Source organism: Bradyrhizobium sp. USDA 336, assembly GCF_044908355.1.
GTDB lineage: Bacteria > Pseudomonadota > Alphaproteobacteria > Rhizobiales > Xanthobacteraceae > Bradyrhizobium > Bradyrhizobium yuanmingense.
The window spans coordinates 7,747,188-7,773,196 of sequence record NZ_JBIYDC010000002.1 but is presented as its reverse complement, the minus strand read 5'-3'; the positions used below and the strand labels follow the sequence as shown (position 1 = coordinate 7,773,196).

The 26,009-nt window shown below is 61.8% G+C and carries 27 protein-coding genes, 1 tRNA gene and 1 pseudogene; 15 read left to right on the top strand and 14 right to left on the bottom strand.

Annotated features, from left to right (window positions below; genetic code table 11):
• Positions 1-3 precede the first annotated feature (3 nt).
• Genes ABIA45_RS37195 through ABIA45_RS37185 form a run of 3 tightly spaced genes read right to left on the bottom strand, consistent with a single transcriptional unit; the run spans position 4 to position 1,810 of the window.
• Entirely contained in the window at positions 4-762 is a 759-nt protein-coding gene (locus ABIA45_RS37195; RefSeq protein WP_404655400.1) for an ImmA/IrrE family metallo-endopeptidase, read from the bottom strand.
• Positions 759-1,184 (bottom strand): hypothetical protein, encoded by a 426-nt coding sequence (locus ABIA45_RS37190; RefSeq protein WP_404655398.1) that lies wholly within the window; start codon positions 1,182-1,184, stop codon positions 759-761. Before ABIA45_RS37190 ends, ABIA45_RS37195 begins: the two co-directional genes overlap by 4 nt.
• On the bottom strand, positions 1,181-1,810 hold the full coding sequence (locus tag ABIA45_RS37185; protein ID WP_404655397.1) for a hypothetical protein: 630 nt from the start codon (positions 1,808-1,810) through the stop codon (positions 1,181-1,183). Before ABIA45_RS37185 ends, ABIA45_RS37190 begins: the two co-directional genes overlap by 4 nt.
• A gap of 148 nt (positions 1,811-1,958) precedes the next feature.
• Here ABIA45_RS37185 and ABIA45_RS37180 point away from each other — a divergent pair, with 148 nt between their 5' ends.
• The 4 genes from ABIA45_RS37180 to ABIA45_RS37165 are packed head-to-tail and all read left to right on the top strand — an operon-like array spanning position 1,959 to position 6,226.
• Entirely contained in the window at positions 1,959-3,158 is a 1,200-nt protein-coding gene (locus ABIA45_RS37180; protein WP_404655395.1) for a nucleotidyltransferase, read from the top strand.
• 34 nt (positions 3,159-3,192) lie between these two features.
• Positions 3,193-3,654, top strand: a complete 462-nt coding sequence (locus ABIA45_RS37175) for a hypothetical protein (protein ID WP_404655394.1) — start codon at positions 3,193-3,195, stop codon at positions 3,652-3,654.
• On the top strand, positions 3,651-4,634 hold the full coding sequence (locus tag ABIA45_RS37170) for a CBASS cGAMP-activated phospholipase (protein ID WP_404655393.1): 984 nt from the start codon (positions 3,651-3,653) through the stop codon (positions 4,632-4,634). Before ABIA45_RS37175 ends, ABIA45_RS37170 begins: the two co-directional genes overlap by 4 nt.
• A 14-nt stretch (positions 4,635-4,648) precedes the next feature.
• Positions 4,649-6,226: a DUF2235 domain-containing protein gene (locus ABIA45_RS37165; protein WP_404655391.1), complete on the top strand. Its 1,578-nt coding sequence runs from the start codon at positions 4,649-4,651 to the stop codon at positions 6,224-6,226.
• On the opposite strand, the pseudogene ABIA45_RS37160 reads toward ABIA45_RS37165, so the two are convergent.
• The 5 genes and pseudogenes from ABIA45_RS37160 to ABIA45_RS37140 form a co-directional block, all read right to left on the bottom strand.
• Positions 6,216-7,328: pseudogene (locus tag ABIA45_RS37160) on the bottom strand (Wadjet anti-phage system protein JetD domain-containing protein); the annotation flags it as partial. The gene ABIA45_RS37165 and the pseudogene ABIA45_RS37160 sit on opposite strands and share 11 nt — an antisense overlap.
• A complete protein-coding gene (locus ABIA45_RS37155; protein WP_404655389.1) occupies positions 7,325-10,825 on the bottom strand; it encodes an SbcC/MukB-like Walker B domain-containing protein in 3,501 nt (1,166 codons plus the stop codon). The pseudogene ABIA45_RS37160 and the gene ABIA45_RS37155, both read right to left, overlap by 4 nt.
• Entirely contained in the window at positions 10,822-11,463 is a 642-nt protein-coding gene (locus ABIA45_RS37150; RefSeq protein ID WP_225144756.1) for a DUF4194 domain-containing protein, read from the bottom strand. Before ABIA45_RS37150 ends, ABIA45_RS37155 begins: the two co-directional genes overlap by 4 nt.
• Positions 11,453-12,868, bottom strand: a complete 1,416-nt coding sequence (locus ABIA45_RS37145; RefSeq protein WP_404655387.1) for a Wadjet anti-phage system protein JetA family protein — start codon at positions 12,866-12,868, stop codon at positions 11,453-11,455. Before ABIA45_RS37145 ends, ABIA45_RS37150 begins: the two co-directional genes overlap by 11 nt.
• 67 nt (positions 12,869-12,935) lie before the next feature.
• Positions 12,936-13,067: a hypothetical protein gene (locus tag ABIA45_RS37140; protein WP_404655386.1), complete on the bottom strand. Its 132-nt coding sequence runs from the start codon at positions 13,065-13,067 to the stop codon at positions 12,936-12,938.
• Positions 13,068-13,375: 308 nt separating this feature from the next.
• Between ABIA45_RS37140 and ABIA45_RS37135 the strand changes: the two genes are divergently transcribed.
• Together ABIA45_RS37135 and ABIA45_RS37130 are read left to right on the top strand one after the other, a co-directional pair.
• Entirely contained in the window at positions 13,376-13,735 is a 360-nt protein-coding gene (locus ABIA45_RS37135; protein WP_404655849.1) for a 5'-nucleotidase, read from the top strand.
• A 75-nt stretch (positions 13,736-13,810) separates the two neighbouring features.
• Positions 13,811-14,026 carry a hypothetical protein gene (locus ABIA45_RS37130; RefSeq protein ID WP_225125903.1) on the top strand — a complete coding sequence of 72 codons (216 nt, stop codon included), beginning with the start codon at positions 13,811-13,813 and terminating at the stop codon, positions 14,024-14,026.
• A 54-nt stretch (positions 14,027-14,080) separates the two neighbouring features.
• Here ABIA45_RS37130 and ABIA45_RS37125 read toward each other — a convergent pair whose 3' ends face one another.
• The 3 genes from ABIA45_RS37125 to ABIA45_RS37115 form a co-directional block, all read right to left on the bottom strand.
• Positions 14,081-14,650, bottom strand: coding sequence for a hypothetical protein (locus tag ABIA45_RS37125; protein WP_404655384.1), 570 nt, complete (start codon positions 14,648-14,650; stop codon positions 14,081-14,083).
• Positions 14,651-14,735: 85 nt separating this feature from the next.
• A complete protein-coding gene (locus ABIA45_RS37120; protein WP_404655383.1) occupies positions 14,736-15,023 on the bottom strand; it encodes a hypothetical protein in 288 nt (95 codons plus the stop codon).
• Between the two features lie 50 nt (positions 15,024-15,073).
• Positions 15,074-15,580 (bottom strand): phage exclusion protein Lit family protein, encoded by a 507-nt coding sequence (locus ABIA45_RS37115; RefSeq protein WP_404655381.1) that lies wholly within the window; start codon positions 15,578-15,580, stop codon positions 15,074-15,076.
• A 268-nt stretch (positions 15,581-15,848) separates the two neighbouring features.
• On the opposite strand from ABIA45_RS37115, the gene ABIA45_RS37110 reads away from it, so the two are divergent.
• The gene (locus tag ABIA45_RS37110; protein WP_404655380.1) at positions 15,849-16,847 is read left to right on the top strand and encodes a DUF4238 domain-containing protein; all 999 of its coding nucleotides are present in this window, start codon (positions 15,849-15,851) and stop codon (positions 16,845-16,847) included.
• Between the two features lie 291 nt (positions 16,848-17,138).
• On the opposite strand, the gene ABIA45_RS37105 is transcribed toward ABIA45_RS37110, so the two are convergent.
• Positions 17,139-17,594 carry a Fur family transcriptional regulator gene (locus tag ABIA45_RS37105; RefSeq protein ID WP_036015841.1) on the bottom strand — a complete coding sequence of 152 codons (456 nt, stop codon included), beginning with the start codon at positions 17,592-17,594 and terminating at the stop codon, positions 17,139-17,141.
• A 224-nt stretch (positions 17,595-17,818) separates the two neighbouring features.
• Here ABIA45_RS37105 and ABIA45_RS37100 point away from each other — a divergent pair, with 224 nt between their 5' ends.
• From ABIA45_RS37100 to ABIA45_RS37070, 7 genes are all read left to right on the top strand, one after another.
• Positions 17,819-19,903, top strand: a complete 2,085-nt coding sequence (locus ABIA45_RS37100) for a TonB-dependent receptor domain-containing protein (RefSeq protein ID WP_225157481.1) — start codon at positions 17,819-17,821, stop codon at positions 19,901-19,903.
• Positions 19,904-20,005: 102 nt separating this feature from the next.
• Entirely contained in the window at positions 20,006-20,755 is a 750-nt protein-coding gene (exbB, locus tag ABIA45_RS37095; RefSeq protein WP_225125877.1) for a tonB-system energizer ExbB, read from the top strand.
• Positions 20,756-20,761: 6 nt separating this feature from the next.
• Positions 20,762-21,223: a TonB system transport protein ExbD gene (gene exbD / locus ABIA45_RS37090; RefSeq protein ID WP_036015839.1), complete on the top strand. Its 462-nt coding sequence runs from the start codon at positions 20,762-20,764 to the stop codon at positions 21,221-21,223.
• Positions 21,220-22,047, top strand: coding sequence for an energy transducer TonB (locus tag ABIA45_RS37085; protein ID WP_225125875.1), 828 nt, complete (start codon positions 21,220-21,222; stop codon positions 22,045-22,047). The genes exbD and ABIA45_RS37085 overlap by 4 nt, the downstream gene beginning before the upstream one ends.
• Before the next feature lie 101 nt (positions 22,048-22,148).
• Positions 22,149-22,224: transfer RNA gene (locus ABIA45_RS37080), tRNA-Ile, on the top strand.
• 531 nt (positions 22,225-22,755) lie between these two features.
• Positions 22,756-22,962: a nucleotidyl transferase AbiEii/AbiGii toxin family protein gene (locus tag ABIA45_RS37075; protein WP_346657018.1), complete on the top strand. Its 207-nt coding sequence runs from the start codon at positions 22,756-22,758 to the stop codon at positions 22,960-22,962.
• A gap of 163 nt (positions 22,963-23,125) precedes the next feature.
• Positions 23,126-23,512 carry a nucleotidyl transferase AbiEii/AbiGii toxin family protein gene (locus tag ABIA45_RS37070; protein ID WP_404655377.1) on the top strand — a complete coding sequence of 129 codons (387 nt, stop codon included), beginning with the start codon at positions 23,126-23,128 and terminating at the stop codon, positions 23,510-23,512.
• 209 nt (positions 23,513-23,721) lie between these two features.
• On the opposite strand, the gene ABIA45_RS37065 is transcribed toward ABIA45_RS37070, so the two are convergent.
• Entirely contained in the window at positions 23,722-23,991 is a 270-nt protein-coding gene (locus ABIA45_RS37065; RefSeq protein ID WP_404655376.1) for a hypothetical protein, read from the bottom strand.
• 113 nt (positions 23,992-24,104) lie between these two features.
• Between ABIA45_RS37065 and ABIA45_RS37060 the strand changes: the two genes are divergently transcribed.
• A protein-coding gene (locus ABIA45_RS37060) for an IS3 family transposase (RefSeq protein ID WP_404655375.1) occupies positions 24,105-25,294 on the top strand; the annotation gives its coding sequence in 2 pieces (ribosomal slippage) (positions 24,105-24,354 and positions 24,354-25,294; 1,191 coding nt in all).
• A gap of 262 nt (positions 25,295-25,556) precedes the next feature.
• Here ABIA45_RS37060 and ABIA45_RS37055 read toward each other — a convergent pair.
• Positions 25,557-25,682, bottom strand: a complete 126-nt coding sequence (locus ABIA45_RS37055; RefSeq protein ID WP_404655373.1) for a DUF6894 family protein — start codon at positions 25,680-25,682, stop codon at positions 25,557-25,559.
• Positions 25,683-26,009: the final 327 nt, after the last annotated feature.

Sequence of the window (26,009 nt, the reverse complement as noted above, 5' to 3'; positions counted from 1 at the left end):
CTACTAGTGCGCGATCGCCCGCTGCGGCAATGTAAGTACGGTCAAGATCTCATCGCCCGGAAGAAGAAACGACTGCTCTTCCACTTCATACCGATCGCTTCCCTTGAAATCGAACCACGCATCAGCCGGGTTCCTTCGAGGAAAACTTTGCTCGTCAGCGCCGCGAAATAGCATGTCAGCGGCGAACGTCTGATCGTCGAGCTTCCGGACGGGGCGCCACCATTCCTGGATCATCGGTGACGTCTTGTACCAAACGCGTTCCCGCCTGTTGTGGCAGGCTATGACCATCGGAAAGTGGTTCAACGACGTCATTTTCACGAGAGTGGCGGTGAGACTGACGTCGAACTCGTCGGCCAGTTCTCTAGAGGCCGACAACGTCAGGCGCTTCATTTTCCGAAGCCGCGGAAGTACCATGAAATTGGGAAGGATCAGATCCGAGGCAAAGTCGTCGGCAAGCCGCTCCGGACTAAGCGCGTCGTGTCTGAAATTGCAGACGTCGTCCTTGCCGCAGAAGAGCACTTTCCCACGATCGTAGTGCCAGTGCCCAAGTTCATGCCCGAGGGAAAAGCGGCAACGCTGTCGCATGCTGAGACTATTGACGGTGATGACCGCGCGCTTCTTTGAACCCACGATCGTCGCCTCGCAATTGTCGATCGGCCTGTAGTTGACCACTGCGCCCTGCGTCCAAGCGATGGCATCCAGGTCGATGTCCTTGGGTTCTTCGATACCCAATCCTATAAGCAAGCGTTCGGCCGGGGTCATTCTTCCCCTTCTTCCTTGTCGTCGTTTTCAAGCGCGTCGAGCTGCGCCAAATCCTTCAGCAGGTTTTCTTCGTCTCGTTGCGAAAGTTTGCCGCCTTTACGCGCGGCCATCATCGCATTTTCGACTTCACCTGATCGCATCCCATCGAGCCGACGGCGTGCCTTCGCTAGATCAAGACTCCTGACGTTCTCCCGCTCGCGATACGTCCTCACTTCATCTTGGGCTCTCTTGAAGCGCATCAGAGCCGCGCGAGCTTTCGCCTTTTCGACGGCCGATCCGGCGCGTGCGACGGCCTTTTCGAAATCGTCGCCCGCCTCTTTGAATTCTTCTCGAAGATCGCCCTCGGATGCATCGAGAATACTATCGTCGATGGCCTTGCCGATCTTTGCCAGCCGTTCAATATCTGTCGGGTTGCTGCTCATATTCGCCATCCCATCGGGTATTGTCGGCGAGCGATGCGCCGGATTTTCTTGATCAAGTAGTCCAAGCGAGCCTGGTCGACACCCACAAAGTCGCGAAGCTCCTCGCCCCTCATGTCATTTTCCCACCCGAGCAGCACCATGCTCATCTCCTCATCAGGGCCGTAGTGAGCATTCAGCACCGCCCAGACTTCCGACGCCCGCCCGTCCTGCTCCGCCTCGATCATGGCCTGCTCCGGATTAGGCCCCGCGTCCCTCAGCGGCGACTTACCCTTGCCGTCTACCGTCTTCCTACCGCCCTCATCTATCCTGGCATCCTCGGGGGCTACCTGCCGCAAGAGGCCCTTGCGCCGCCTGGTCGCGATATTCCGCATCGACTGAGCCAGGAAGGCAATGAACAGGATGGTTCGGGGACAGGCCTTCTCCTCGAACAGCGCTGCGCAGACGGCCTCTTGAAGCAGGTCACCGTCCGCGAAGTCGGTGCCGCCGAGGTGACGGTGCTCGATGGCGGCAAGCCGAGCGTGATCGAGCGGCGTCAACCCATCCAGCGCTAGCACCACCTCCTCGTAGGTGAGGTGCTCCGGAGGAAAGGCCGCCGCTCCCGATGAAGGCGCGCTAACGTGGTCCATAGGTTCACGCTTCCTATGCCGGCCGAAAGATCTTTTCGGACAAACTTTTTTGAGTCCGAAAAGGCCGGCTGGCGGGCATGCAGATGTAGAGGCGACCGGTTTCGAGAGAGAACCGGGGGCAATAAACTCGAAATCTGGTGTCAGAACAATGAATTACATAGCAGAACGGGCGCAGCTGCGCCAGTCTCAGCTGGTTGGCCTCATTGAGGAGGTCTGCCAGTACGTGGAGCCGTCTTCCTATCAGCGCGACACGGCTAAGCAGCGGTATGAAGGCGTCGGCGACTGGCTCGCCCGGTCGGATGACTGGCTTTTGGCGTCGATCGCAATCCGTCTCCAGGGGTCGGTCGCCATCGGCACGGCCGTGAAGCCGATCGGAGCCAACGAGCACGACGTCGACCTCGTCGCACATGTTCCGGACCTGGACTTGGCAGTTTCACCCGCGCTGCTCAAGCAGCGGATCGGCGACCGACTCCGCAGCAACGGCAATTATGCCGGGCTGCTGGTGGAGATGCCGCGGTGTTGGCGCCTGGACTATGCCAATGAATTCCACCTCGACATCACACCCTCGATCCCCAATCCGGAATGCCGTCTCGGCGGCGAGCTCGTTCCTGACAAGACGCTGAAGATGTGGAAGGCGTCAAATCCGCAAGGCTACCGCGCCAAGTTCGAGCGGCGGGCAGCACTCCTGCCGCGCATCAGGTCGGTTTTCGGCAAGGCCTTCGATAGCGCCCGGTCCGCCGCCCAGGTCGAGCCTTATCCTGAAGAGAAGCGACTGAAGGGCATCCTGCGACGGATCGTGCAGATCGCGAAGCGTCACCGTGACGTCCACTTCATCGACGACGACCAGGGGCTGGCGCCGCTTTCCATCATCATCACGACGTTGGCGTCGCGGGCTTATGAAATGTGCGTCAGCAACTTCGAGTACGACCACGAACTCGACCTGATCGTCGATGTGCTCCGCCGGATGCCGCAGATGCTGCAGACCACCACGATCGACGGCCGCCTGGTTTGGTGCCTGTGGAACCAGACCACTGCCGGCGAAAATTTCTGCGAGAAGTGGAATAGGCATCCCGAGCGGGCGACCGCCTTCTTCGAGTGGCACGGCAAGATCGTTGCCGACGTCGAGCACCTCGCGGGCGCGCGAGGTCTCGACCAGGTGCGCCGGCTCCTCGGCAACATCTTCGGCACGGCGCCGGCGAACAAGGCGATGGATTCCCTGACCGACCGCGTCGACACCGCGCGCGCCGCTAACCGCCTCTCGGTCTCGCGGCCGGCTGGCCTGATCATGGGCGCCGCGGCAAGCGCGACCCCGGTTCGCGCCAATACTTTCTTCGGCGATGGGCCCTGACATCATGCGGCTCGGACGACCGAAAGCGCTGACGATGGCGCAGCAATACGTGAACCTGCAGGGCAATCCCCTCAGCGCGGGCGCCGGCACCCTACGGGCCGGCGGCTTCACGTGGGTCTACGCCACGTCGCCAACGCCGTTGAGCCGGGACTACCTAATCCGGATCGAGATGGCTTGCGGCGCGTCGCCCAGGGTCTTCGTCGACCACCCTGAGATCGAGCTGCTCGCCGGCGACCGAGACCTTCCCCACATTTATCGTAACCCCACGCGCCTCTGCCTCTACTTGCCGGGGACGCGAGAATGGCAGCCGTGGTTGCGGCTCGATCAGACCGTCGTGCCCTGGACGTCTCTCTGGCTGTTTTATTTCGAAGACTGGCTGGAGTCGGGAGAGTGGGCGGGCGGCGGCACGCATCCAGGAGAAGTCTCCCGCACCCGACAAGGCCCGCGTCGGCTGGGAATCCGCCGGCCCGACGAATGCGAGATTGGAAACGAATGAGCGGCGAAACGCGCATCTACAAGATCCTTTCGATCGACGGCGGCGGCATCCGGGGCGTGTTTCCCGCGGCCCTCCTCGCCAAGCTGGAAGATCATCTGAGCTCGCCCGTCGGGTCCTACTTCGACCTGATCGCTGGCACATCGACAGGTGGTATCATCGCCATTGCATTGGGGCTCGGGCTGTCGGCCCGGGACATCCTGAAGCTTTACGAGGAGCGGGGACCGGCGATCTTCGATCAGCAGCACGGGCTGGTCGGCAACTTCGTTCGGCAGCGGTTGCGCGGAGCCATGCACTGGTTCGGCACCAAATACTCGTCGCAGGCGCTGCATGACGCCATCGCCGACATCCTCGGCGAGCGCCGGCTCGGCGAAAGCCGCACGCGTCTGGTGATCCCGGCATGGCACCCGATGCTCGAGCGCGTCTACATCTACAAGACGGCCCATCACCGACGGCTCGAGACTGACTATCGTGTCCGCGCATTGGACGCGGCGATGGCGACGGCGGCCGCACCTACATTCCTCAAACCCCACATGACGGACGACGCTATCGAACTCGTCGATGGCGGCGTCTGGGCGAACAACCCGATCGGCGTCGCCACGATCGAGGCCGTCGGAATGCTAAACTGGCCGTCGGACAGGCTGAAGATCCTCAGCATCGGCACTATCAACGACGTGAAGGCACCGCCCCGGTGGAAGGGCAAGCTCCCGATGGCATCCTCCATCGCGCGTCTGTTCATGGCCGGTCAGTCGCACAGCGCGCTCGGGACGGCCAAGATCGTTACCGGCGACGGTCACGACCACCGCGCCATATGGCGCATCGACCAAACCGCGCCGGCCGGCCGCTACACAATGGATGACGCAGAACGCATCTCTGAGATGAAGAACCGCGGGTTCACCGAGGCCCGCGAACAACTGCCCGAACTGCGCCGGCACTTCTTCGATCGCGAGGCCGAGCCCTTCGTTCCCTTCCACTCACTCTGACCGGCGAGGACGCCATGCCCAAGAATATCCTGATCTTCTCCGACGGCACCGGCCAGGCCGGCGGTCTGCGTCCGGACGAGAACCGCTCCAATGTCTACAAGCTTTACCGGGCAACGCGCTGCGGCCCCGACACCGCGATCGACCCGCGGGAACAGCTCGCCTTCTACGACGCCGGTCTCGGCTCCCGACCGCCTGGCGGCGCCCTATTTATCACGCGCGCCTACCGCTGGCTGCACAATGTGGCCAGCCAGGCGACCGGCCTCGGCATCACAACCAACATCATAGACTGCTATGCGGCCATCATCCGAATGTGGGAGCCAGGTGACCGGATCTTTCTTTTCGGGTTCAGCCGAGGCGCCTACACGGTCCGTTGTCTTGCCGCCGTGCTGGGCCAGTGCGGCGTACCGACGACGATGTCAGACGGTTCACCGTTGCAGCGTGATGTCGGCACGACCACGCGCATCGCACGCGAGACCGTAAAGAAAGTGTATCAGCACGTCAGTTCGCCGAAAGACACCAAGTACCTGTCTCAACGCGAGGCGCTGGCAACACGCTTTCGCCGGCAATACGGCAGCGACGCCGTAGGCGCCGCCAACGCCGTTCCGTTCTTCATCGGGGTGTTCGACACGGTCGCATCGCTCGGCAGCTACGCCCTCTCTGCCGCGCTGGTAGGCGGCGCCACCGGCGTCATTGCGGCTTTAAGCTTTGCGCAGTCATTTTTTCTGTTCCCGTTCCTACCGACCTTCTTGTGGGCGGCCGGCGGCGCGGCAGTTGCCGCGGGACTCGGCTACGTCGCCACGCATCTGAAGTTCGCCGTAGGTCTCCCCGGCTATACGTTCTGGCAGACGTTGCACCTCGCCTCACCGAAGATGAAATTCTACGACCTGCACCTGAACAATGCTGTGTGGTACGCGCGCCACGCCATGTCCATCGACGAGAACCGGGCTGACTTCGCGCGGGTGCCTTGGGGCGGTTCGCACAACAAGGGTCCTGAGCGTCCGGATGTATATCCGGACTGGTTGCAGCAGGTCTGGTTTGCCGGCAACCATTCCGATGTAGGAGGTAGCTACCCGGAAAACGAAGCGCGACTTTCCGACATCTCGCTGGGATGGATGGTGCATGCGGCAAGGAATCTTCCCGACGGCAAGACACCCGACGGCTTCGGCATCAAGGTAGACGACAGCTACCTCAATCTGCACTCGGATCCGCTCGGTCCGCAGCACGACGAGCGTGAGCCAGGCTACCTGGGCGGCCGTTTCAAATGGGACAAGGGCCTGCGCGAAGTTCAGGACGAAGCGGTTCTGCACTCGACCGTTCTAGAGCGGTTTGCCGCCGACGGCGGTGTGCAGCACTACTATGAGCGCATGCTGTACCGACCCGAAAACCTAAGGTCACATGTAAAGGTCAAGAAGTATTACGAGCCGCAGGCGTCGATTTCGAACAGGGCAGAAATCACTGCAACCCCGTCTCCGTCGCGGTCGGGCCTAAGTGACATCGCGATCCGATCTGCTCCGGAGATCGTGGCTCAAGTGCCTCCTGCTCAAGATGGCGAACGTCACTCCCAAACGCCAACCACTCCGCCAGGTCTCTGATCGCACTGTCGGATCTTGCTATCGACACCAAGCTCGGATCAGCCTGTGCCGGCTGACCAGATTTCTCAGCCAATTCCCTTGTCATCAGGTGGGGCCGCGGCCCACGTGGCAGGCTCTCCTCAAGAAACCGGAAAATGCGTACACCGCCGGAGTCCACGTCACCCCAGTGAAGGAACGGCACCTCGACCGGCACTGTTGTCAGAACCTTCGACAGAAGCTCGATGACGCCGGCCGCGGGGAAGCCGCCGGTGTACACGACCAGGCTGCCGTCCTCGATCTCACGGGCCTGCCGGTTGAAGCTCGCATAATTTTCGATCGTCAAGACGGCCGTCGGCCGCTCCAGGACTGACAATTGGTAGAGCATCTCCGGATGAATTGAGGCGAAGGGCTTGGCGCGGCCGTCGATTAGAAAACCGCCGGCCCCTTCCACGGCAACAGGCCCCCTGAGGTGAACTGGATGACTGAAACGCTCCAGCCCGATGTGCGCCCAGACCACGTCGGCTGCAGCCCCGGGCTGTCCGATCCACACGCCGAGCACGGCGGCAAGCCGCGAGGCATGCCGATCGAAGGCTTTCGTGTCGTTCGTCGCCCTTTGGGAAAAGGTCCGCGCGTCGAGTCCGCGCGCTTCCTGCCGGGAGATGGACGCCAGCAGTGTGAAGAACTCCCTGGCGGCGTCCGCCTGGCCGGCGGTCAAGCGGTAGGCAGCTTGGCTTCGTGCCCATCTAGCCGTCATCTCGTCCAGTAGACCAACGACCCAAGGCTCGCCGGCCACTGCGAGGGGCAGCAATTCCTCCCTGACGCGTTGCGCAGTAGCCGGCGCCGTCGGGCGTCCGAGATGTGTGGCTAGCAATTCTGGGTCTCGCACGCGCACCCTCTCGACCAGATGTTCCCGGTCTCTCTTGCCCCGCTGCACCTCGACGGCCCCGAACCGTTCCGCCGCTGCCATCTGGTCATGAAAGCGGCTCACCTGCTGCGCCGTCGAAAGTCTGTCGTACTCCGGAGCCGCAGACGCAGGCCGGGAACGATCCGGATTGCGCTCGCTCCGCTCCAACAGCCGTTCGAGGAATTCGACCCCGGCATCCGTCGTCCGTACGTCGGTCATTCCGCGGCCTGGTCCTGTGGGACGGCGCCGGCCTTCTCGGCAGCAATCAACTCGGCTTTGAAGACGTCAAAGCCCTTGCGATACGGGTCGGCTGCGACGATCGCCTGGCGAGCCATCTCCGTCGGGTATTCGGTGTCGATCATGACCTGATTGCCCAAGCGGTTCACGTTGACGACCGTGTCGACCACCTCCATGAACACGTGCCGCTTTTCGTCCGGCGTGGCCAGCATGACCTGCAGGCCCAGATCGCGCATGAATTCAGAGCACTGACCGATCGCCTTGGTATCCAGACGATTGAAGGCCTCGTCGAAGATGGCGAGCGACAGCCCGCTCTCGCCGGTGCGCCGGTTCTGGTAAGTCGCGGCCAACGAGGCGCCGATCGCGATATAGAACGGCAACTGCCCTTCGCCGCCGGATCCCGTGCCGGCGCGGCTCGTCAGCGACGAGCGGATCTTGCCCTCGGCATCCTGAATGAAGAGCTCGAAGTTGAAATACTTCCGGGGATCCTCAATCTCCTCGGTCCGCGCCTCCGGCTTCGACAGGATCTCCTCGATCTGACGCACGGCGCGCATCATCGGAGAGCTCGCATCCTCGCTACGGTCTCCGAAAAGCGGCAGATTGAACTCGGGCTTTCTCGATTCCTCGACGAGCTCGATCATGTCGACGTGGGTCGGGGCCTCCAGCGCCTTGAACGAGTAGTAGTCGCGACCGTGGAACTGGCGATCCTTCAGGTGGCGGTTGAGCTCGTTCAGGGTGGACTTGATGCCGGTGAAGGCATCGTCGAGCCGATGGAGAAGGTCGTCCCGGAACGCCGAGGTCATCTCCGTCTCAGCGTTCCGACACTGCTCCGCGTACTGGACCAATTCATGCCCGTCCAAACGGTCCTTTTCGGCGGTCGCCCACTGCTCGACGGCCGACGGCGTCGCCTCCTCGGCGGTGAACGGCGGCACGAGATGGAAGTCCTGTCCGTGCTTGTTCACGGCGCCCGTCATTTCCCTCATCAGGGTGGAGCGCCGGTTGGTAGATCGGTTCTCCCGGTCCGCCGTCAACCCGGCGATGCGGTCCGACAAGGACTCCGTCACCATTTCGGCCACCTTCGACCGGTAGTCGCTCATCTCCCTCGATTGCGGGAATCCGTCCAGCAGCTGGCGCGCGCGGGCGCGGCGCGCCCCCGCCAGGACTTCACGATTGTTCTTCATGTAGTCTTCATACGCGCCCTCGGCCCGGTCTTTCGCGCTGTGGGCCCGGGTCGACGCATCCTGTGTCTCGGTCTTGAGCCGGTTTGCCGTCTTGACCTCGACGGCGAGGCGCTCCAGATCGGCGACGAGCTTGGGATCGCGATTCCGCTTGGCGTCTTCGATGTTTTTCCCGATTTCCGCCAGCTTGCGATCGAAAGCAGCCAGTTCCTCGCCGCATCCAAAGCAGGTCAGGCCAGAGTCGCGGATGGCCTGGAATTGCGCGAACATGGCTTCGAACAGCCGTGCCTCATCCTCCGCGCGCCGAACATCTCCCGCCGATCCAGCAAGTTGCTGGAGCAATTGCTGCCGTTCGGCCTGAAGCTGTTGGCGCATCTGCTCCTGCGTGGCTCGCCCGAGCTTGAGGTACTGAGGCTTCTGCAATCGCCGGACCGTCCGACCTCCCTGCACCATGAGATCCGGCGTGATGGCGTTCTCGGCGGCGGCCATCCTATCCATGGTCTCGACCATCATCAGCCGGCCAACCCGATAATTGAGGAAGGCTCTGGCGTGTGGGTTTTCCGTGCTGATGATCTGCGCGAGAGAGCCCTTTTCAGCCGGCCTGGTATTCTCGGTCTTTGTCGTGTTGATGACTTCCGCATCCCTGAAGGAATGCTCTCCACCTTGCCGGAATATCTCCAAGGCACGCACCGCCCTCGTGGGCTCGACGATCAATGCTTCTCGGGACCGACCGAGAAAAGCCTCAGCCGCCATCCGCCATTTGTCGTCGCGAATCTCGACCAACTCGCACAGCGGTGTCGCCTCGATACCGTGCGAGTCCAGCTGCTTGATGAGGTCACGAGTGCCGCCTTCGATCGGGCTTAACCCTTGATCCATCCGCTTCAGGTTGCTGTCGATCAGTTCGATGCGGTCCTGCAGAGCCTTCGTCGCCACTCGCGCGTGAAAATGCGCATCCGAAAACGTCTTTCGGGCCGCCTCGAGCCGTTCCTGGTCAACGGCCGCAAGAGCCGCATCCAGGTGGGACGCGCTATCCTTCCAGTTCTCTGGAAGCGGCTTATCCCATTCAGAAAGTGGCGCCCTTCCCCTCGCAACGACCACTGCACTGAGCAGCGCGTGCAAGAAATCGTCGCGGCGAACCAACAGATTGAGATCGACCGCCTTCCTGATCGAAGCGGTGAGACCGTCGATCTCCTTGACGGGCGCCATCGCGTTGGCGCGCTGGCTCAGGGTCGCGGTCTTATCGGACTCGTACATCTGGGCAAGCTGCTCGCCGTCGCTGGTCCTGATCGAGAGTTCGACGGTCTTGTGTTCGGCGTCAAGGGTGGCGTGTCTCGCTGCGGCCGCTACCGCGTCGACCTCGGCTCTGCTGGCGGCACTCCGGAGCTGCGAGATGACCTCTTCCTGCCTCCTAGCCTCCCGCCGAAACTTCTCCCACTCGAGCCGCGCGATCTGCCAGCCCGTTACCGCAATGACCCTTTCGTTTTCGACCGCACGCGCCACGATCCGGAGAATCCCGGCCAAGCTGGCGCTCTGCGACTTCAATTCTTCGATGCGGCTGGTCAACGTGCGCCAATGTTCGATACCGCGGCGAAGGCGATCAACCTGGAGAGGTTGGACGTCGAGCACGTAGTTCCGGACGAAGTCGGTAGGATTGTCCACCGGCTTCAGCAGCAGGGCATTCCGAAAAGCCTTCTGAAAGCGCCGGGGATCGAGAGGAAAGCCCGCCGGCGACAGCGCCCTGAGCGCTTCCGCCACGAAGTCGGTCGCGCTCGCGAACGCGTCGTCGACCTCGACGCTGCGAGCGCGCAAGGTGTTGCGGACTGCATGCCACTGCAGCGTCTCGACCTCGTCCTCGCCGACAGGAGCCAGGATGTCATCCTTCGTCAGCGCAGCCTTTACGATGAAGCGCGCCTCGCAGGCCTCGTCGCTTCTCGTCGCCGAGGCCGAGAAGGCTACGCCCAGGCTCACGGCCGAGCCGTCGGCCAGGTTCTCGAAGACCAGGATGACGTAGGTGTAGGCATGCTGGCGCGTCGGCTCCGACCGCTCGCCCTTCTCGTCTAGCGAGACGACGCCGAGACAGTAGTCCCGCAGGGTCCGCTTGCTCCGGACGTTGCTTTGAGCGCTCGGATTGAACCGGATGCTGGCCATGCTCGCGCCGGAGAGCACGGTCTGCACGGCGTCGATGATCGCCGACTTTCCCGCGCCGTTCGGTCCGATGATCGCGGTCATGCCGCGCATATCGACCTGCTGAGCCCGGAACAGATACCAGTCGACCAGGATGATGCGACGGAGTTCGATCACGCCTGCACCTCGCTCGCGGTGTCGGCCTTTGCCGCCGCCGCGGTGGCGCGCGACACGAACTCCTCTAGGGAGCCGAGTGTGTCCTTTGAAACCACGATCGGGAGGGCGGGCCGAAGGAACAACGTGAAGTTCCTGTCATCACGGTCCTCGATCCGGACGAGCCCGCGCTGCCTGAAGCCGGCTAGGATTTCCTTCACCCGCCCGAAGTTGGGCCGCTCCCGATGGGTCCGATCTTCGTAGATCTGCAGTATCTGCTCGCTCTCGACCTCCACCTCGCCGAATTCCTTCGCCTCGAACCGCGTAAAGGCCTCCTCGTAATGGAGTCGCAGCACCAGCAGGAGCAGGCTTTCGTCGAGTTTCATGCTCTGACGGGGAGGCAGTTCGTTGGCCACGAGGCCGACATATCCGTCGTTCGGCCTGCCCACGACCCGGTATCCGAGCGCGTCAAATAGATTCTCAAAGTACCCTGTGTAGCGGCGGAGTACCTCGTAGGAGGTCTTCATGCCCCAGTCGTTCTCGTAAATGAACTGCGCACGCCAGAGCGACTGCGCCGCCTGGCGCAGTTCCTTCTGCAGCCGCTCGCCGTCGCCGCCCTCGCTATCCTCGTCGTCGATGAGCTTGGAGAGATCACGCAACATCAGCCGAGGTCCTCGTTCTCTCAATCCGGAAGGCGGTTATGTCGATCCAATCGTTCGCGCGACGTCCTTCCTCAAGCGTGATCGTGAACTCGCCCAAACGTACGGAGCGACCGACCGCTGCCAAGTTCGGGATAGCTCGGTAAGCAAAGAGGTCCGCAATGTTCCGGATCTCGATTTCGGCGGCTGACACGACATCGCGGTCCTGCACCTGCTGACGTGCGAACTCGAGCAGCTTCTGATCGGAAACCCGCACCATCCGATCGAAGTCGGTAGTGGCCTGAACATAGGCGCGCAGATAAGGATCCTGCTTCGGCACCTTGAAGCGCGTCCGCTCGGGCGGAGCCTTCGGCGGCGGCGGAGTGTACAGCGCAAGCGACGTGATCGGCAGACCGACATCGGGCGACCTCAAGCGGATATCGACGTCGTCGCTGTCGACTTTCGAAAGCTGCTCGATCAACCGAACGATTCTCTCGGCGGAGCCTTCCCCCATGACGTCCATGTAGTGGACGGTGGTGCGGATGCGGCGTTCGAGGCGGTCCCTGAAGTCCTCGATCTTGTCCATGAAGGGACCGACGTCCTCAAACACGCTCTTGATCTTCTCGAGTTCCGCGATGACGCGTTCCTCGGCCGTGGCAATCGTGGTGCCGGCGGGCATGACGCCCTGCTCGATGTAGGCGCGCGCGATTTTTCCCAGGCGCTCGGCGTCAGCGAGCATGTCTCCCGCGAGAGACGCGATCGTCCGACGATGGCGGTAGGGGTTATTAGACGTCTTCAGCTGCTTGTAGTCGGCGATCAGCAGCCCATCGACGAAGTCCTGGAAGAACGTGCGAAGGATGGCCGCCGCGTTGGGATTGCCCAGAATGCGGTCTTCGATCTCGCGCATCCCGGCCAAGATGCGGCGCATGCTGCGGGCGAACCGCGCCGCCGTCTCGTGGGCGTTAGCGAGACCCTGAGCCATGGTCTCCGGCTCCCGGAACGCAGCCTCCAGGTTGTTCTTCACGTCCACAACCGCGCCGGCGACACGCACGCGGCTGTTACCGAAATCGACCACCGCGCCCAGGACCATGAAAGCGTCGGGGTTCATGTCGACGTAGGTGCGCCACTTCTCGGTCTCTTCCGTGAGCCAGCCGGTGTCGCGCAATCTATAGTAGGCGAGGTAGTGGGCCTGGCTCGTCGTCTGATCTTCTTCCGGATCGCCCTCCGAAAGATCGCCCATCGAGCCGATGCCGAACTCCGACAGCCCGATCTCGATCTGCCTCACCACCTCTTCCTTGAGCGGCGTCTCAAGGATGCGAGCCGAATAGACCCTCTCGTAGAGGCGCATCAGCAGTCGCGCATAGACGTGCTTCTTCGGCCCCGACAGCGGCTTGAACAGAGTCTCCGGAAGGTAACCAAACAGCTTCATCCATCGGTCCCCAGGCGGCGAATTGAACCGCGGCGACTACGCAACCGCAAGGAAAAAGGAAGGGTTTTCAGGGCGTTCTCTTGGCCTTCCTTCGCTTAAGGTATTCCTTGGCCGCCTGCTCCATCACGGCCCAGGCCGCGCAGTGCTCCTCGATGGCGGCCTGTTTGATGTCCGCGATCACATCGGGATGCATCATCATCAAAAACTGAACCCGGTCGCCGATCGGCGTCCTCTTGCCCCTTTTCGGCGCCCTCTTCTTCCCAACCATCCATCCGCCCGCTGCGCATTAAGCCTCCGTTAACCATAAGGCCGGGGCGGTCCGGGCGCCAGATACGACGGCTCATCTTATATAAGAAGCTCCACCCTTCTTATATAAGACGGCGCGCTAACCGCTTGACTCGAGCTGGCCTTCCTGTTCACTATGTTCTTGTTTCGTTCTCATGTTGATTGGTGGCGTTGTGATGTCGAGCAGCGAGCAGGACTGGAGGCTGGGGCTCATCGCAGCCCATCCCGACCTCTTCCGCCCGCCGGCGGGGGCCCCCCGAGGGGGCGGAGGGCTATCCGGAGTGCGGACCCGGCTGGCACGATCTGATCGACCGCTGCTGCGTCCGGATCCGGACGGCCACGGCGCGCAACGCGCCCGCCCATGCCCGCGTGGTGCACACCCTGCGTGACTGGGGGACGCCGGCCGACGAAGCGCATTTCGTGGGCGTCCGCTCCAAGGGTCCGATCCTGAAGGCCCTGGGCGCGCACATCTTTTTCGACGACCAGATAAAGCATGTGCTCGGCGCAGCCGGAGTGGTGCCGGCCGGCCACGTCCCCGGCCCGCTCGATCCCGACGAGCCGATTATCCCGGCGGGGCTCTAACTGCGACCACCGCCGGGCTTGACTCCACGAGCGTCGCTGCCGCCAATTCACCGATCAAGGTCGTGGGGTTGCGTCATGGAGCAGGAGTTTTACCAAGGTCTCGCCCATCGGGTTCGCGTTATCGCCGAGCGGGCCGACCCTTTCACTCGGCGTCGCCTGCTGGATCTAGCCAAGCGGTACGATGCCAAGGGCGGCACATCGCGATCGGCGCCAACCGAGCGGCCCCTGCCCTTGCCCTTGTCGCGCACGACACCGCCGACGTCGATCTTCACCGGGCCCGGCGAGTCGTGACGTTTCGCCTGGCCGTGTACGATAGAACATTGATCGTGGCCAACGACGCTCGCGTCAGGAGCGCTTCCGGCGGCTACCCTTGGCGTAGTGGTCGAAAACGCGCTTGACGTGCTCGTCGACGAAGGTGCGCTCGTCATCCCACTCGAGACCAAGTTCTTCGGCCAAGGTCAAAAAGCCGGGGCCGGGCACGGTGTGACCCGCGGTCTTTCTGTGCACGATGGCGGACAGCAAAATGCCGTCCTTCTCGAAGCTGATTTCCGACACCCGCCCAAGCACCCTACCGACCTTGGTGCGGTCAGCCGGCACCGTCCTCGACAGCCCCAGCGCCTGCATCACCTGTTCGTAGAAAAGGATGCCCTGGGCGACAGCGGCCTCCTCCAGGTACTTTCGCGCGACCTGGACCTGATGTTCGAACGCTTCGGCAAGGTCGATCAGCCCCTGAAGTCTGATGCATCGGGTGCTGTTGATCTTGATCACCTCAAGCTGCTCGGTGGCGATCATCCGCTCGATGGCGGCGCGGGTCACGCCGCGGTAATCGGCTGCCATCTGCACCGAGACCACCGCCAGCTGTGAATTCCGGCGGAAGGCATCGATGTAATCTTCGACACTCTTGAACTCGAGCACGACCCATCTCCGTTATGTTACGAATTCGGTACTTAACGGATTAGTTAGCTTACGGCAAGCCCAGAGTATCCATTAGGGCTCCAAATCACGTCGACCGCTTCCGAAGCTGGCTGACGGTCCAGTCGAAGAGCTCCGCCGGCGTGGTGAATGTCGGCGGCATCTCCGTCGGAAAAAAGAGAGCCTTGAACAGATGGGCGACCACCTCCAGAGCGACGCTGTCCACCGCCGGCTCGAAATAGGACGACACGTGCATCACCCTCGAGTAGGCTGCAGGGTGCTTGGCGTCGCCGCCGACGGGCGCGAACAGGAGCAGCCAGGCCAGCGCAACCCCGACGGCCAGGATCCTGAACTCGCGCTGTCGGTCGTCCGGCACCTTCGCGAACACCCAGGCGGCCGCGAATTCGTCGGCTTCCTCTTCGTCCTTCAGGCTCCTTGAGCTCTCTCCACCTCATGTTGCCGATACACATCGACCTCATGGAGCAGGATCCAGGCGACCGCGCCGAGGAAGACGTTGTTGATCTCCTGGATTACTTCATGGCTGGAGTTGACATCCGGAGGCATCAAATCGTCCGGCCATGGAATGTCGACCTGCCGCAGCTTGTTCGCGTAGACGAGATACCCGCGCAGTTTCTGCATCTCCCTCCCGATGTTGACAGGGCCTTCGACGACGCCGCGGTTGGCCTTGACGACGTCGAGCAAAAAGACGCCGAACACGGCCATGCACCACACCATCGCCAATCCGGAATACGAGACGGCGATGCTCCGGTTTTCGGGGTTCGCCAGGAACGGCTGAACGCCGCCGGGCGGGGCGCCTTTCTTGGCGATCAAATCCCATAGAGCGCCTCCGAAGACGCTGGTCGCCAGTTCGTCCGCGCGCTCCGGAGCGATGTACGACGGGTTGCTTCCAAGCAGCTGGAAGTAAGGCTCCATAAGCACCGCAGTGTCGTTCGCCGGGAGCGAGTTCGTAGGGTTAGTCATTTCAGTTCGCCTTTCGGGTTTCGGTTGTCGATCTTCTTACTCATAGAACTTCGAAACTTGACCTCGCCGGACAACCTAACGGCATTCTATTTGGCGACGTTTGTTGACGGCCTGGGCAGTCTGCTGCCCTCATCGAGCATCGTCTTAAGCGTTGGGACCGCAGCAACTCCGGTGGACCGCCCCTCTGATCGGGCTACCCCACGCGCGGTATGATCGACAAATGAATGAAGAGGGCCGCGATAGTGGCGAAGGAAGCAAAATGGCGGAGCCGAAATCGCACCACTACGTCCCCCGCTTCTACCTTCGGGGCTTCTCAGCGGAGAAGGGGAAGCTGTTCGCAGTGAACCGTCCGACCGGGCATTCCTTCCGCCCGCCCCCAGAAGGTGTGGCGGCGGAGAATTATTTCAATCGCATCGATCTGGAAGGTATGGACAAGAACGAGCTCGAAAAGGCGCTCGCCGAATTCGAAGCGGAAATGGCACCGGCTCTTGAACGAGTGAAAGAAGCAAAGTCGCTCGCTGGAGAAGAGGACCGTGCGCACATCATGAATTTTATGGCTGCCCTTGCGCTACGCAACCCCTCCACACGAGACGCGCTCAGCCAAATCCACGATCAGTTGGCTCGGCTTCATTTCGCAGAGGAATTCAGAACCCAAGCCGCGGTCGATCAGGCTGTTGCCGCCGGCATGCTCGCGACGGGCACGACGGTCGCGGAGGTCCAGAAAGTCTTGGCGGACGAACCCTTCCCGATGCCGAAACCGCTGCTCATGGCACTCGAAATCGACATGCACGACCCTCTCACCGAGAAGCTTTGGCACCGGAAGTGGCAAATCATCGAGGCGAAGGAAGGGACGTTTGTCACGACGGATGACCCGATTTGCCTGCGATGGAAAGACGGGAAGGGTCCTGGAGGGCTGTCGCCGGGATTTGGCCTCAAGGAAACCGATGTAATATTCGCGCTCTCGCCCACTCTTTGCCTCCGTGGATCGTTCGAAGGGGAAGAGAACGTGATCGAAGCCGACGCCAAAGCAGTCGGTGAGATCAACAGCTTTATCATCAGCAACGCGCGAAATCAGGTCTACGCGCGTGACCACGAGTTCAAATTCAAGAACGAGGCAGGGGAGCTGCGGAGCGGCGCCACACTTGCGCAGGATAAGCGATTCCTGGATGCCGGTAAAAAGCCTGAAGACGCGATAGTCGTGGCGCTGAAACCTAAATAGACGACAATGCCGGCCCGCCCTTTTGCCAACACCAGCTGCGAAAAATCCGCGCCCAATTTGGTAGTCATCTAAGCGGCTTGCGAGATCGAGTCGTTCTAAAAACGAAAAACGGCAAATCGAGTCGTTCTAATAGTCAGGATCGAGTCGCTCTAAAAATGCTGGATCGTGTGATATCAACGGGATAGCCGAGTCGTTCTAATAGTGGCCCCACAACATTATCACGGCTATAGGCAAAGGAACGGTTGTCGCGAAACGATGGACGTCGACGCGAGAAACCCGCAGAGCTGCTCCCTACCGCCTGCTCCGTGACGCCTTCTTTCGCTTGCCCGCTTCCAGCGGCTTGACGAATATTTCGAAGCGATGACTGACGATCTCAAAGCCGTGAGCGCGCGCAATCTCTTCCTGTAGGCGCTCGATCTCATCGGAACGGAATTCGATGACATCACCGGTCTCGATATTGATCAGGTGATCATGATGCTCCCGGCCTGCCGTTTCGTATCTTGCCCGGCCATCGCCGAAAGCATGGCTTTCCAGAATCCCCGACTCCTGGAGCAGTCGCACGGTGCGATAAACGGTCGCAATGGCGATGCTCGGATCGATCGACATCGCGCGCCTGTGCACTTCGATCGCATCCGGGTGATCGGATGCCGTGGCCAGCACATCGAGAATGACGCGGCGCGGCCCGGTCAGCCGCAAACCCTTCTCGCGGCACAGCCGCTCAAACTCTTCATTCAGCCTTGATTGCATCAGCGCCCTATCGGGTGGCGCGGGTCACAGCTTACCTGCGATCAGCACGTGACCTCCCTACTCGTTTCCTGCAGTTCCCGCTATAAGCCCGCGTCCAAGGCCCTTCTGCCTTTGCGACTTAGTTGCAATAGTTTGACTTCCGGAAGCAGGCATGCAATTCCCTTATTGCAAATAACTCGCAATAAGGGGCAGCTGGCATGCGGTTGTATCGATGGGCTGTGGGGGTGAGTGCGCTCGCCTTGTCGACGGGTGCGCATGCCCAGACGGTCCAACTCGAGGAGATCGTGGTCACATCGCCCAGCCCGATCGCACAATCGGGCCAGACCACCGGCGAGAACGTCCCTTGGTGGGCCACCTCTCAGTCGATACCGGTGGCGCCGTCATTCAGTTCGGTGTCGGTGGTCACCCCTCAGCAGGCCTTGAGCCGCGGGGCAGCGTCTCTTGGCGACACCCTGAGTACGACACCCGGCGTTTCATCGACATCGTTCTCCCCGGTCGCAAGTCGTCCGGTGATCCGCGGTCTCGGCGGCTTCCGCGTCCGCACGCAGGAAGATGGCATCGGCTCCGGCGACATGGCGAACCTGGGCGAAGACCATGCGGTGACGATCGATCCGCTCATGAGCGGCCAAGTCGAGGTCATTCGCGGACCCGGTACGCTGCGCTATGGCTCGCAGGCCATCGGTGGTGTCGTGAGCGCCAATAACGGGCGAATTCCGACCTTTGTGCCGGCAAACGGTATCGCTTTTCAGGCGCGTGGCGGCCTGAACAGCGTCAGCAACGGCAAGGACGGAGCCGTCCTGCTCGACGCGGGCGGCGGAAATTTTGCGCTCCACCTCGATGCATTCAAACGAAGCGCCGGCGACTACCGCATTCCGGGCGGAGTCCAGGAGAACTCGAGCTACTCTTCCCAGGGGCAAAGCCTCGGCGGCTCCTACATTTTCAACGATGGCTTTGTCGGACTGTCCTACCAGAGCATGGCGATGACCTATTTCATTCCGGGCATCGAGTCGGCCCGGGTGAAGAACCATATCGACCTCCGCCAATCCAAGTGGAGCAGCCGCGGCGAGTGGCGGCTTCGCGAAGGGGGAATCGACACGATCAAGTACTGGCTCGGCTATACCGCCTACAAGCATCTGGAAATCGACGGCGTTGGCGCAGCAGCCGAGGTTGGTTCGACGTTCAGGAACCGGGAATTCGAATCACGTGCGGAAATCTCGCATCTGCCCGTCAACACCGCACTAGGCGAGCTCAGAGGCGCCGTCGGCTTGCAATGGGGCCGGCGCGATCTGTCGGTCGGAGGCGCGGACGAACAGCTCCTCGCCCCCGCCCGCGCACAGAACGTCGCGGCCTTCGTGTTCGAGGAACTGCAGGTCACATCCGCGCTCCGCGCCCAAGGCGCCGTCCGCGCCGAGCGCACCGACATCAACGGCACCGGCGCGCGCTTCCCGGCCTCGTTTCTTCCGCCGCCCAACGATCCGACGACGTTCCCGGTCAGCCGCGATTTCGTGCCGGTCAGCGCCAGCGCCGGACTGTTGTACGACCTCCCCTACGAGATGGTCGCGCGGGTCACGGCACAGCATGTCGAGCGTGCGCCGGATCCGATCGAATTGTTCTACAAGGGACCGCACGACACGCCGCGGACGTTCGAGATCGGCGACCCCACCATGACGCTCGAGAAAGCCAATTCTCTCGAGCTCGGGCTGAAGCGCGGCCGTGGCGATACAAGGTTCGATGCGTCGATCTTCTACACGAAGTTCGACAACTTCATCTTCAAGAATTTCACCGGCGTCAGGTGCGGTGACGACTTCGCCTCCTGCGGCACTCCCGGCGCGACGTTCGACCAGATCATCTACTCGCAGCGCGACGCCAAGTTCGTGGGCGGCGAGCTTCAGGTCGAGCATGACGTTGCCAAGGTCTGGAACGGCGTATGGGGCGTCGAGGCACAGTACGACTTCGTCCGCGCCACGTTCACGGATGGCAGCTTCGTTCCCAAGATTCCGCCTCACCGGCTGGGCGGCGGAATCTTCTATCGGGATCCGAACTGGATCGCGCGGGTCAATCTGCTGCATGCCTTCGCGCAACACAATCTCGGAGCGTTCGAGACGCCGACTGCTGGATATAATCTTCTCAACGCCGAGCTGAGCTACACGACCACAGTGCCGACGGGATCCCTGCCCATGGAGGTGAGCCTGGGCCTGAAAGGCGAGAACCTGCTGAATGACGATATCCGCTTCCACCAATCCTACAAGAAGGACGAGGTTCTGCAACCGGGACGCAATATCCGGGTGTTCTCCTCCGTGAAATTCTGAGCGGCTCGGATCCGGTCGCCAAGTGATCGAAAGAACGGCGAGCGATGTCGGCAGCCATTGCAACTGCGGACATCGCTCGCGCGATGAGGAAGGACTTAGGTTATGTTGAGTGACGCTGCGGCCACGCTACCTCACGACTTGTCGCCGTGGGGAATGTTCATGCAGGCCGACATCGTCGTGAAAGCGGTGATGATCGGGCTGGCCTTCGCCTCGCTGGTGACCTGGACGATCTGGCTTGCCAAGGGCCTGGAATTGATGGCCGCCCGGCGGCGGGCACGCAGTTGCGTGCGCAAACTTGTCCGCGCCGGCAACCTGGAAGCGGCGCGCGAGGAGATCGAAGCCGGCTGGACCGGCAAGGGCGACGTCGCCGACCTGATGGAAGCCGCCGAGCGCGAATGCCGTCGCTCGCCGAATCTGTCGGCCGACGGCATCAAGGAACGGCTTGCGATTGCGCTGTCGCGCATCGAGGCCAGGGCCGGCCGCGACATCGCCCGCGGCACCGGATTGCTGGCGACGATCGGAGCGACTGCCCCGTTCGTCGGCCTGTTCGGCACCGTGTGGGGCATCATGAACTCGTTCATCGGCATCTCGCAGTCCAAGACCACCAACCTTGCGGTGGTCGCGCCGGGCATTGCCGAAGCGCTGCTGGCGACCGCACTCGGACTGGTGGCAGCCATTCCGGCCGTCATTATCTACAACGTTTTCGCTCGCGCGCTCGCAAGCTACCGGGCGCTGTTGTCCGATGCTTCCGGCGAGATCATTCAGCACGTCTCGCGCGATCTGGAGCGGCAGGACCGCGGGTTGCTCTCATCAGTGGTGGCGCTGGAGCGCGGCCGCGCCGCTGCGGAGTGAGCTGCCATGGCCGTATCACTCAAGGACCCGCAGGACGGCGGCATCGATGAACTGAGCGAGATCAACGTTACGCCGTTCATCGACGTGATGCTGGTGCTGCTCATCATCTTCATGGTGGCTGCACCGCTGTCGACGGTCGATGTCGCGGTCGATCTGCCGGTGTCCAATGCGCAGCCCCAACCGCGCCCGGACAAGCCGCTGTTCCTCACCGTCAAGCAGGATCTGAGCCTGGCGCTCGGCAACGAGGATGTGCCGCGCAGCGTCTTGCAGGCAATTCTGGATCAACAGACCGGCCATGACCGCGAGCAGCGCGTGTTCCTGCGTGCCGATGGCGTCGTCGCCTATCGCGAACTGATGAACGTGATGAATCTGCTGCGGCAGGCGGGTTACCTCAAGATCGCGCTGGTCGGCCTCGAAGATACCGGGCAGGCGACGATCCCGGTCTCGGGCGCCGCGACGCAGCCATGACGGCGATCGACTGGCGCGACCCTGACGGCAGAATCGGCGGCGAGGCGACGCTGCCCTCGGCGTTGCGCTGGACGGCGGCCGGCCTCGCCGTGGTCGCGCTGCATGCGGGAGGCGTGTGGCTCAGCATTAACCGGCCGGCGCCGCAGGCCATGCCGGGTGGGCCGCCGGACGCCATCATGATCGAGCTCGCACCACTCACCGCCGCGCCGGAGCCGACGGCGGCCGACGTCGCTCCCGGACCGCAGGTGACGGAAACCCCACCCGATCCAACTCCTGCCCCGCAGGAGAAGCCGCCGGAAGAATCGAAAGAGACGTCCCAACCGATCGAACCGCCCGCCGCCCGCAATCCCGAGGTCGACATTCCCAAGCTGCCCGAGACGGAGCGTGCGGATGCTGTGCTGACACCGCCGAAACCACCTGAACCACAGCCCAAGAGGCCAGCGCCGAAACGGGCCGCTCCACAGACGAGTGCGCCCAGCGTCAGGACGCAACAGCGCGCGGACAGCTTCGCCGCACCGGCGCCAAGCGCAGCGCGCGCCCCGGCTGCATCTGCCGCAAGCTGGCAAAGCGCCCTTGCCGCGCATCTCAATCGACACAAGCGCTACCCCCCGGGCGCCGGCCAAGGGGTTGCGTCGGTCATATTCACGATCGACCGGGGCGGCCGTGTCGTGTCGGCGCGTCTGGCGCGCTCCTCAGGTGACAGCGCTCTCGACAGCGAGGCTGTCGCCCTCGCGCGACGCGCAAGTCCGGTGCCGACGCCTCCTGCCGGTCACGGCGGAGACACGCTGACGATTTCCGTCCCGATCAGGTTTGATCGTAGCTAACCGAACGGTATGGACGGAATTGCGGTGACAGTGCTGGACTGCATCGTAGTGACGAACCGCGCACCGTTGCTGGCCGCGCTTGCCGCAGCCGCCTCGCGGCGGAGCCTGTAGCTCAATGGTTAGAGCCGGCCGCTCATAACGGTCTGGTTGCAGGTTCGAGTCCTGCCGGGCCCACCACGCTTCGCCCTTCGATAGTAGTAGTAGTTAGTAGTAGTAGTGTATGCGGACAGTTTGAAAACGACTCGATTTCCGCTTCAAGAACGACTCGATTTCATTTTGTGAACGACTCGATCTCAGATCCTCCTGGCGCAACTGACGAATTTCGTCTCTATTTTCTGTCGATTTTAGGGTTTGAGAAAACCGAGGGGGGTCTCGATGGCCGGTGCGAAGGAACCCGAACCGGATTCGGCCTTTCTTGGTTAGGCGCAGGCTGAGAGATCGGGCCAATTCGCGGGCCGTGTCGACAGGCCAGGGATGAAGTTCTCAGGCGTGTGGCGGAGCGTGCCGCTGAATGCGAGCAAAAGCGCTTGCGTCGTGCTGTGCGCGAGTACGGAAGCGAGCGCGCCAAGAAGTTCTTCGGACGTGCACTGAGGGCGGGCGAAATTGCATGCCGCGTGATTTCCTCCACAATCACCCGCAGTTTGCGGATCTGATCCGGATTGTGGCGGATGAGAAGGGCATTGATCCGGCCCTGGCCGAAAAAGACTACTGGATCATGCACTGCCTCTATGGCCTTCAGCAGCTGAGCTATACTTTCCAACTAAAGGCGGCACATCGCTGTCCAAGGGTGACAAGATCATTGGCCGGTTTTCGGAGGACATCGATATTCTGATCGAGCCGCCGCCCGGCCGAGACGTAAAGACCGGCAAGAACCAGAACAAACCCGCCCATATCCAGTCGCGCAAAGACTTCTAGCCCAGACGATCAAGATCGACGGCATTAGCAGTGTCGAGCGCGATAGCGAGTTTGACGATGTGCCCAACTACAGAAGCGGTGGGATCAAGCTGAATTACAAGACGGTGGTCGAAGCTATGGAAGGCTTGCGCGACGGCGTCCTGCTGAGGCGGGCTTCGATACCGTGGCCCCGAACGCACCGAAGGACATCAGCTCCTGGGTGTATGATCATGCTGCAGCACACAAAGTGGACGTGATCGACAATCGCGCCAAGGCGGTGCCTTGCTATGATCCCCGCTACACCTTCGTTGAAAAGCTCCAGACCATCTCAACGAAATTCCGTAAGCAGCAGGCCGACGGCAGCGATTCGGTCGAATTCATGCGGCACTATTACGATGTTTATGAACTACTCAAGCAGCCTGACGTTCAGAACTTCATCGGCACCGACGCTTACAAGGCCCACAACAAGCGCGCTTTCGCGCATCGTCGAAGACGGGCAAGAAGCATGCCGGGCAAAGCACGGGCGGCTGACGTTTGGTGCTTGCCTGCTTGCCAAGCGCCGAGCCGTTGAAAATCCGCTTTCGAGGTCAACGAATGACTTCCCTTCGGCCCGAAACGGAGAAGCAGTGGCTATGGCGCCGGCACGCGTACCGGTATAAAGGCCGATCGCGTGAACTGTGCGACGTGTCTCAACGGTCGCTCATCCGACAAGCTTGAATGGCGATCATATACCGTCGTGTAGGTCCTCTGCCGAATGCCAGTCCGCGCCGTGGAGGTGGATCACTCGCGATGTGACCGATGGATGAAGGCGCGCTCGACGCAATAGCCGGCCGCGAATGAGACTACTAGCGCAAGGGCACAGGCGATGTAGCTGTTAAAGTCCCACACAATGCCGACGCTGGCGCTTGCAATAAAAGTGACAGCAATAACCGTGTTGCGAAATGCGTTGACCATGCTGCTCCCCCAGCCAGTTGCTGCGGAACAACTTAGCATTGCGTCCATGACAATTAGCGGCGAAAATGGCCGATCACTCGCCGTTTTTTTGCTCATCGAGTCGGCTGCCGCTAACTTTGCCGCGGGGCCACTCGTCGATTTCAGTTGACCTTGCCCCCGGGGCTTAATCCAGTTTGAAGTTCGTTCTGGCCCACGACGAGGACCAGAGCATGAAGCGTAGCCGCTTTACGGAAGAGCAGATTATCGGGATCTTGAAGGAGCACGAGGCCGGGGTGTCGGTCGCCGATCTATGCCGCAAGCACGGCGTGAGCGACGCCAGCATCTACAAATGGAAGGCCAAGTACGGCGGGATGGACGTCTCCGAGGCCAAGCGGCTGAGGACGCTGGAGGACGAGAACACGAAGCTGAAGCGGCTCCTGGCTGACGCCATGCTGGACAATGCGGCGTTGAAGGACCTTTTGGGAAAGAAGTGGTGACGCCCGCGGCCAAGCGGAAGGCTGTCGCGCATCTCGTGGATGCCCACGGGATGAGCGAACGGCGGGCGTGTAAAGCCATCGGCTGCCGCCGCATGACCATGAGATATCGGACGACCCGAGCGGATGATGCCGGCGTTCGCCAGCGCATGAAGGCGATCGCCCAGGAGCGCCGCCGCTTCGGCTATCGGCGCCTGCATGTTCTGCTCAAGCGGGAGGGCTTTGCGATCAACCACAAGAAGCTATTCCGGCTGTACCGGGAAGAGAAGTTGGTGGTGCGCCGCCGTGCCGGCCGCAAGCGGGCGATCGGGACTCGGGCGCCGATGACGGTGCCGATGGCACCGAACGACCGCTGGTCACTGGACTTCGTCTCCGATCAGCTCACGGATGGCCGCCGCTTCCGCATCTTGACCGTGGTCGATGACTGTACCCGCGAGTGCTTGGCGCTGGTGGCCGATACCTCGCTCTCCGGGGCCCGGGTGGCGCGGGAGTTGGATCGGCTGGTCATGGAGCGCGGCAAGCCAAAGATGGTGGTCAGCGACAACGGCACCGAACTTACCAGCAACGCCATCCTGACCTGGGCCGATCGGAGCCGCGTCGCCTGGCATTATATCGCTCCGGGCAAGCCCATGCAGAATGGCTTCATCGAAAGCTTCAACGGTCGGCTCCGGGATGAATTGCTGAACGAGACGCTGTTCACGTCGCTGGCTCAAACCCGCGTCGCGCTCGGATGCTGGCGCGCCGATTATAACTACACACGACCGCACTCACAGCTCGGATGGAAGACACCCTCCGAGTTCGCCTTTACCTGCCACCCGCGCCGGGATCTGGCGCTGCGCTATGCCGATGGCTCCGCGCCAGCTCCCGTCGCTACCACCGCCCAACTGGGCAAATCCAATGGCTTGAGCGAACTCAGAACTGGATAAAATCTGGGGGCAAGGTCACAGTCTCGCCCCACCCAATTCGGTTTCCCCTCGCGCAACACGATGGGATTCTATCTTCCAGCCGCTTATCTAATAGATTGGGGCGGCCGCCTGTTGAAACAGCATCAACGCTCCGGATGGGAACGTGGTTGTTCATCACATTCCCCTTGGACGCTGGAAATGCCAGCTGCAAGACAAGGCCATGGTCATCGCGAACTTCAACTGCCATTCAGTGATGCGGGCCTGCTTCTAGCCCATTCGTGCGCTATCTCGGAGAGCGCAGTTGTCGCCTCTTCGAGCGCAGTCTTGATATGGGTAGCTCCACACCTTCATCGTCGCGGATGAATTGGCCGCCGTCGCGGATATCAGAATAATACCTTTTCGTGGTCAATCAAACAGCTCTTGTGGCTCCAGAAGATCTGCTGTCATCGAGGTGCCGCCCCTAGCTCAAATCGAAATAGCGATAGTGCTCTCGTCGTGTCCGAAGCAGCCCAGGCACTTCTTGGCGGCAGTGCTGTGTCCACCACGAGTATTCCAGGATCCGCTTGTTGCCTCGGTCGGCAGGCAGAACTCTGCGGCTTCCCTGACTTCTGCTACCGCGCTCTAAATCAAGGCAAATGCGAGCAAGCTAGAGCAGAGAAGCGCGATACCGACAACGGTAAGGGCCAAGAGGCTACCCGAAACAAGGTCGTGATCGCGCATGGAGCCGTCCTCGACT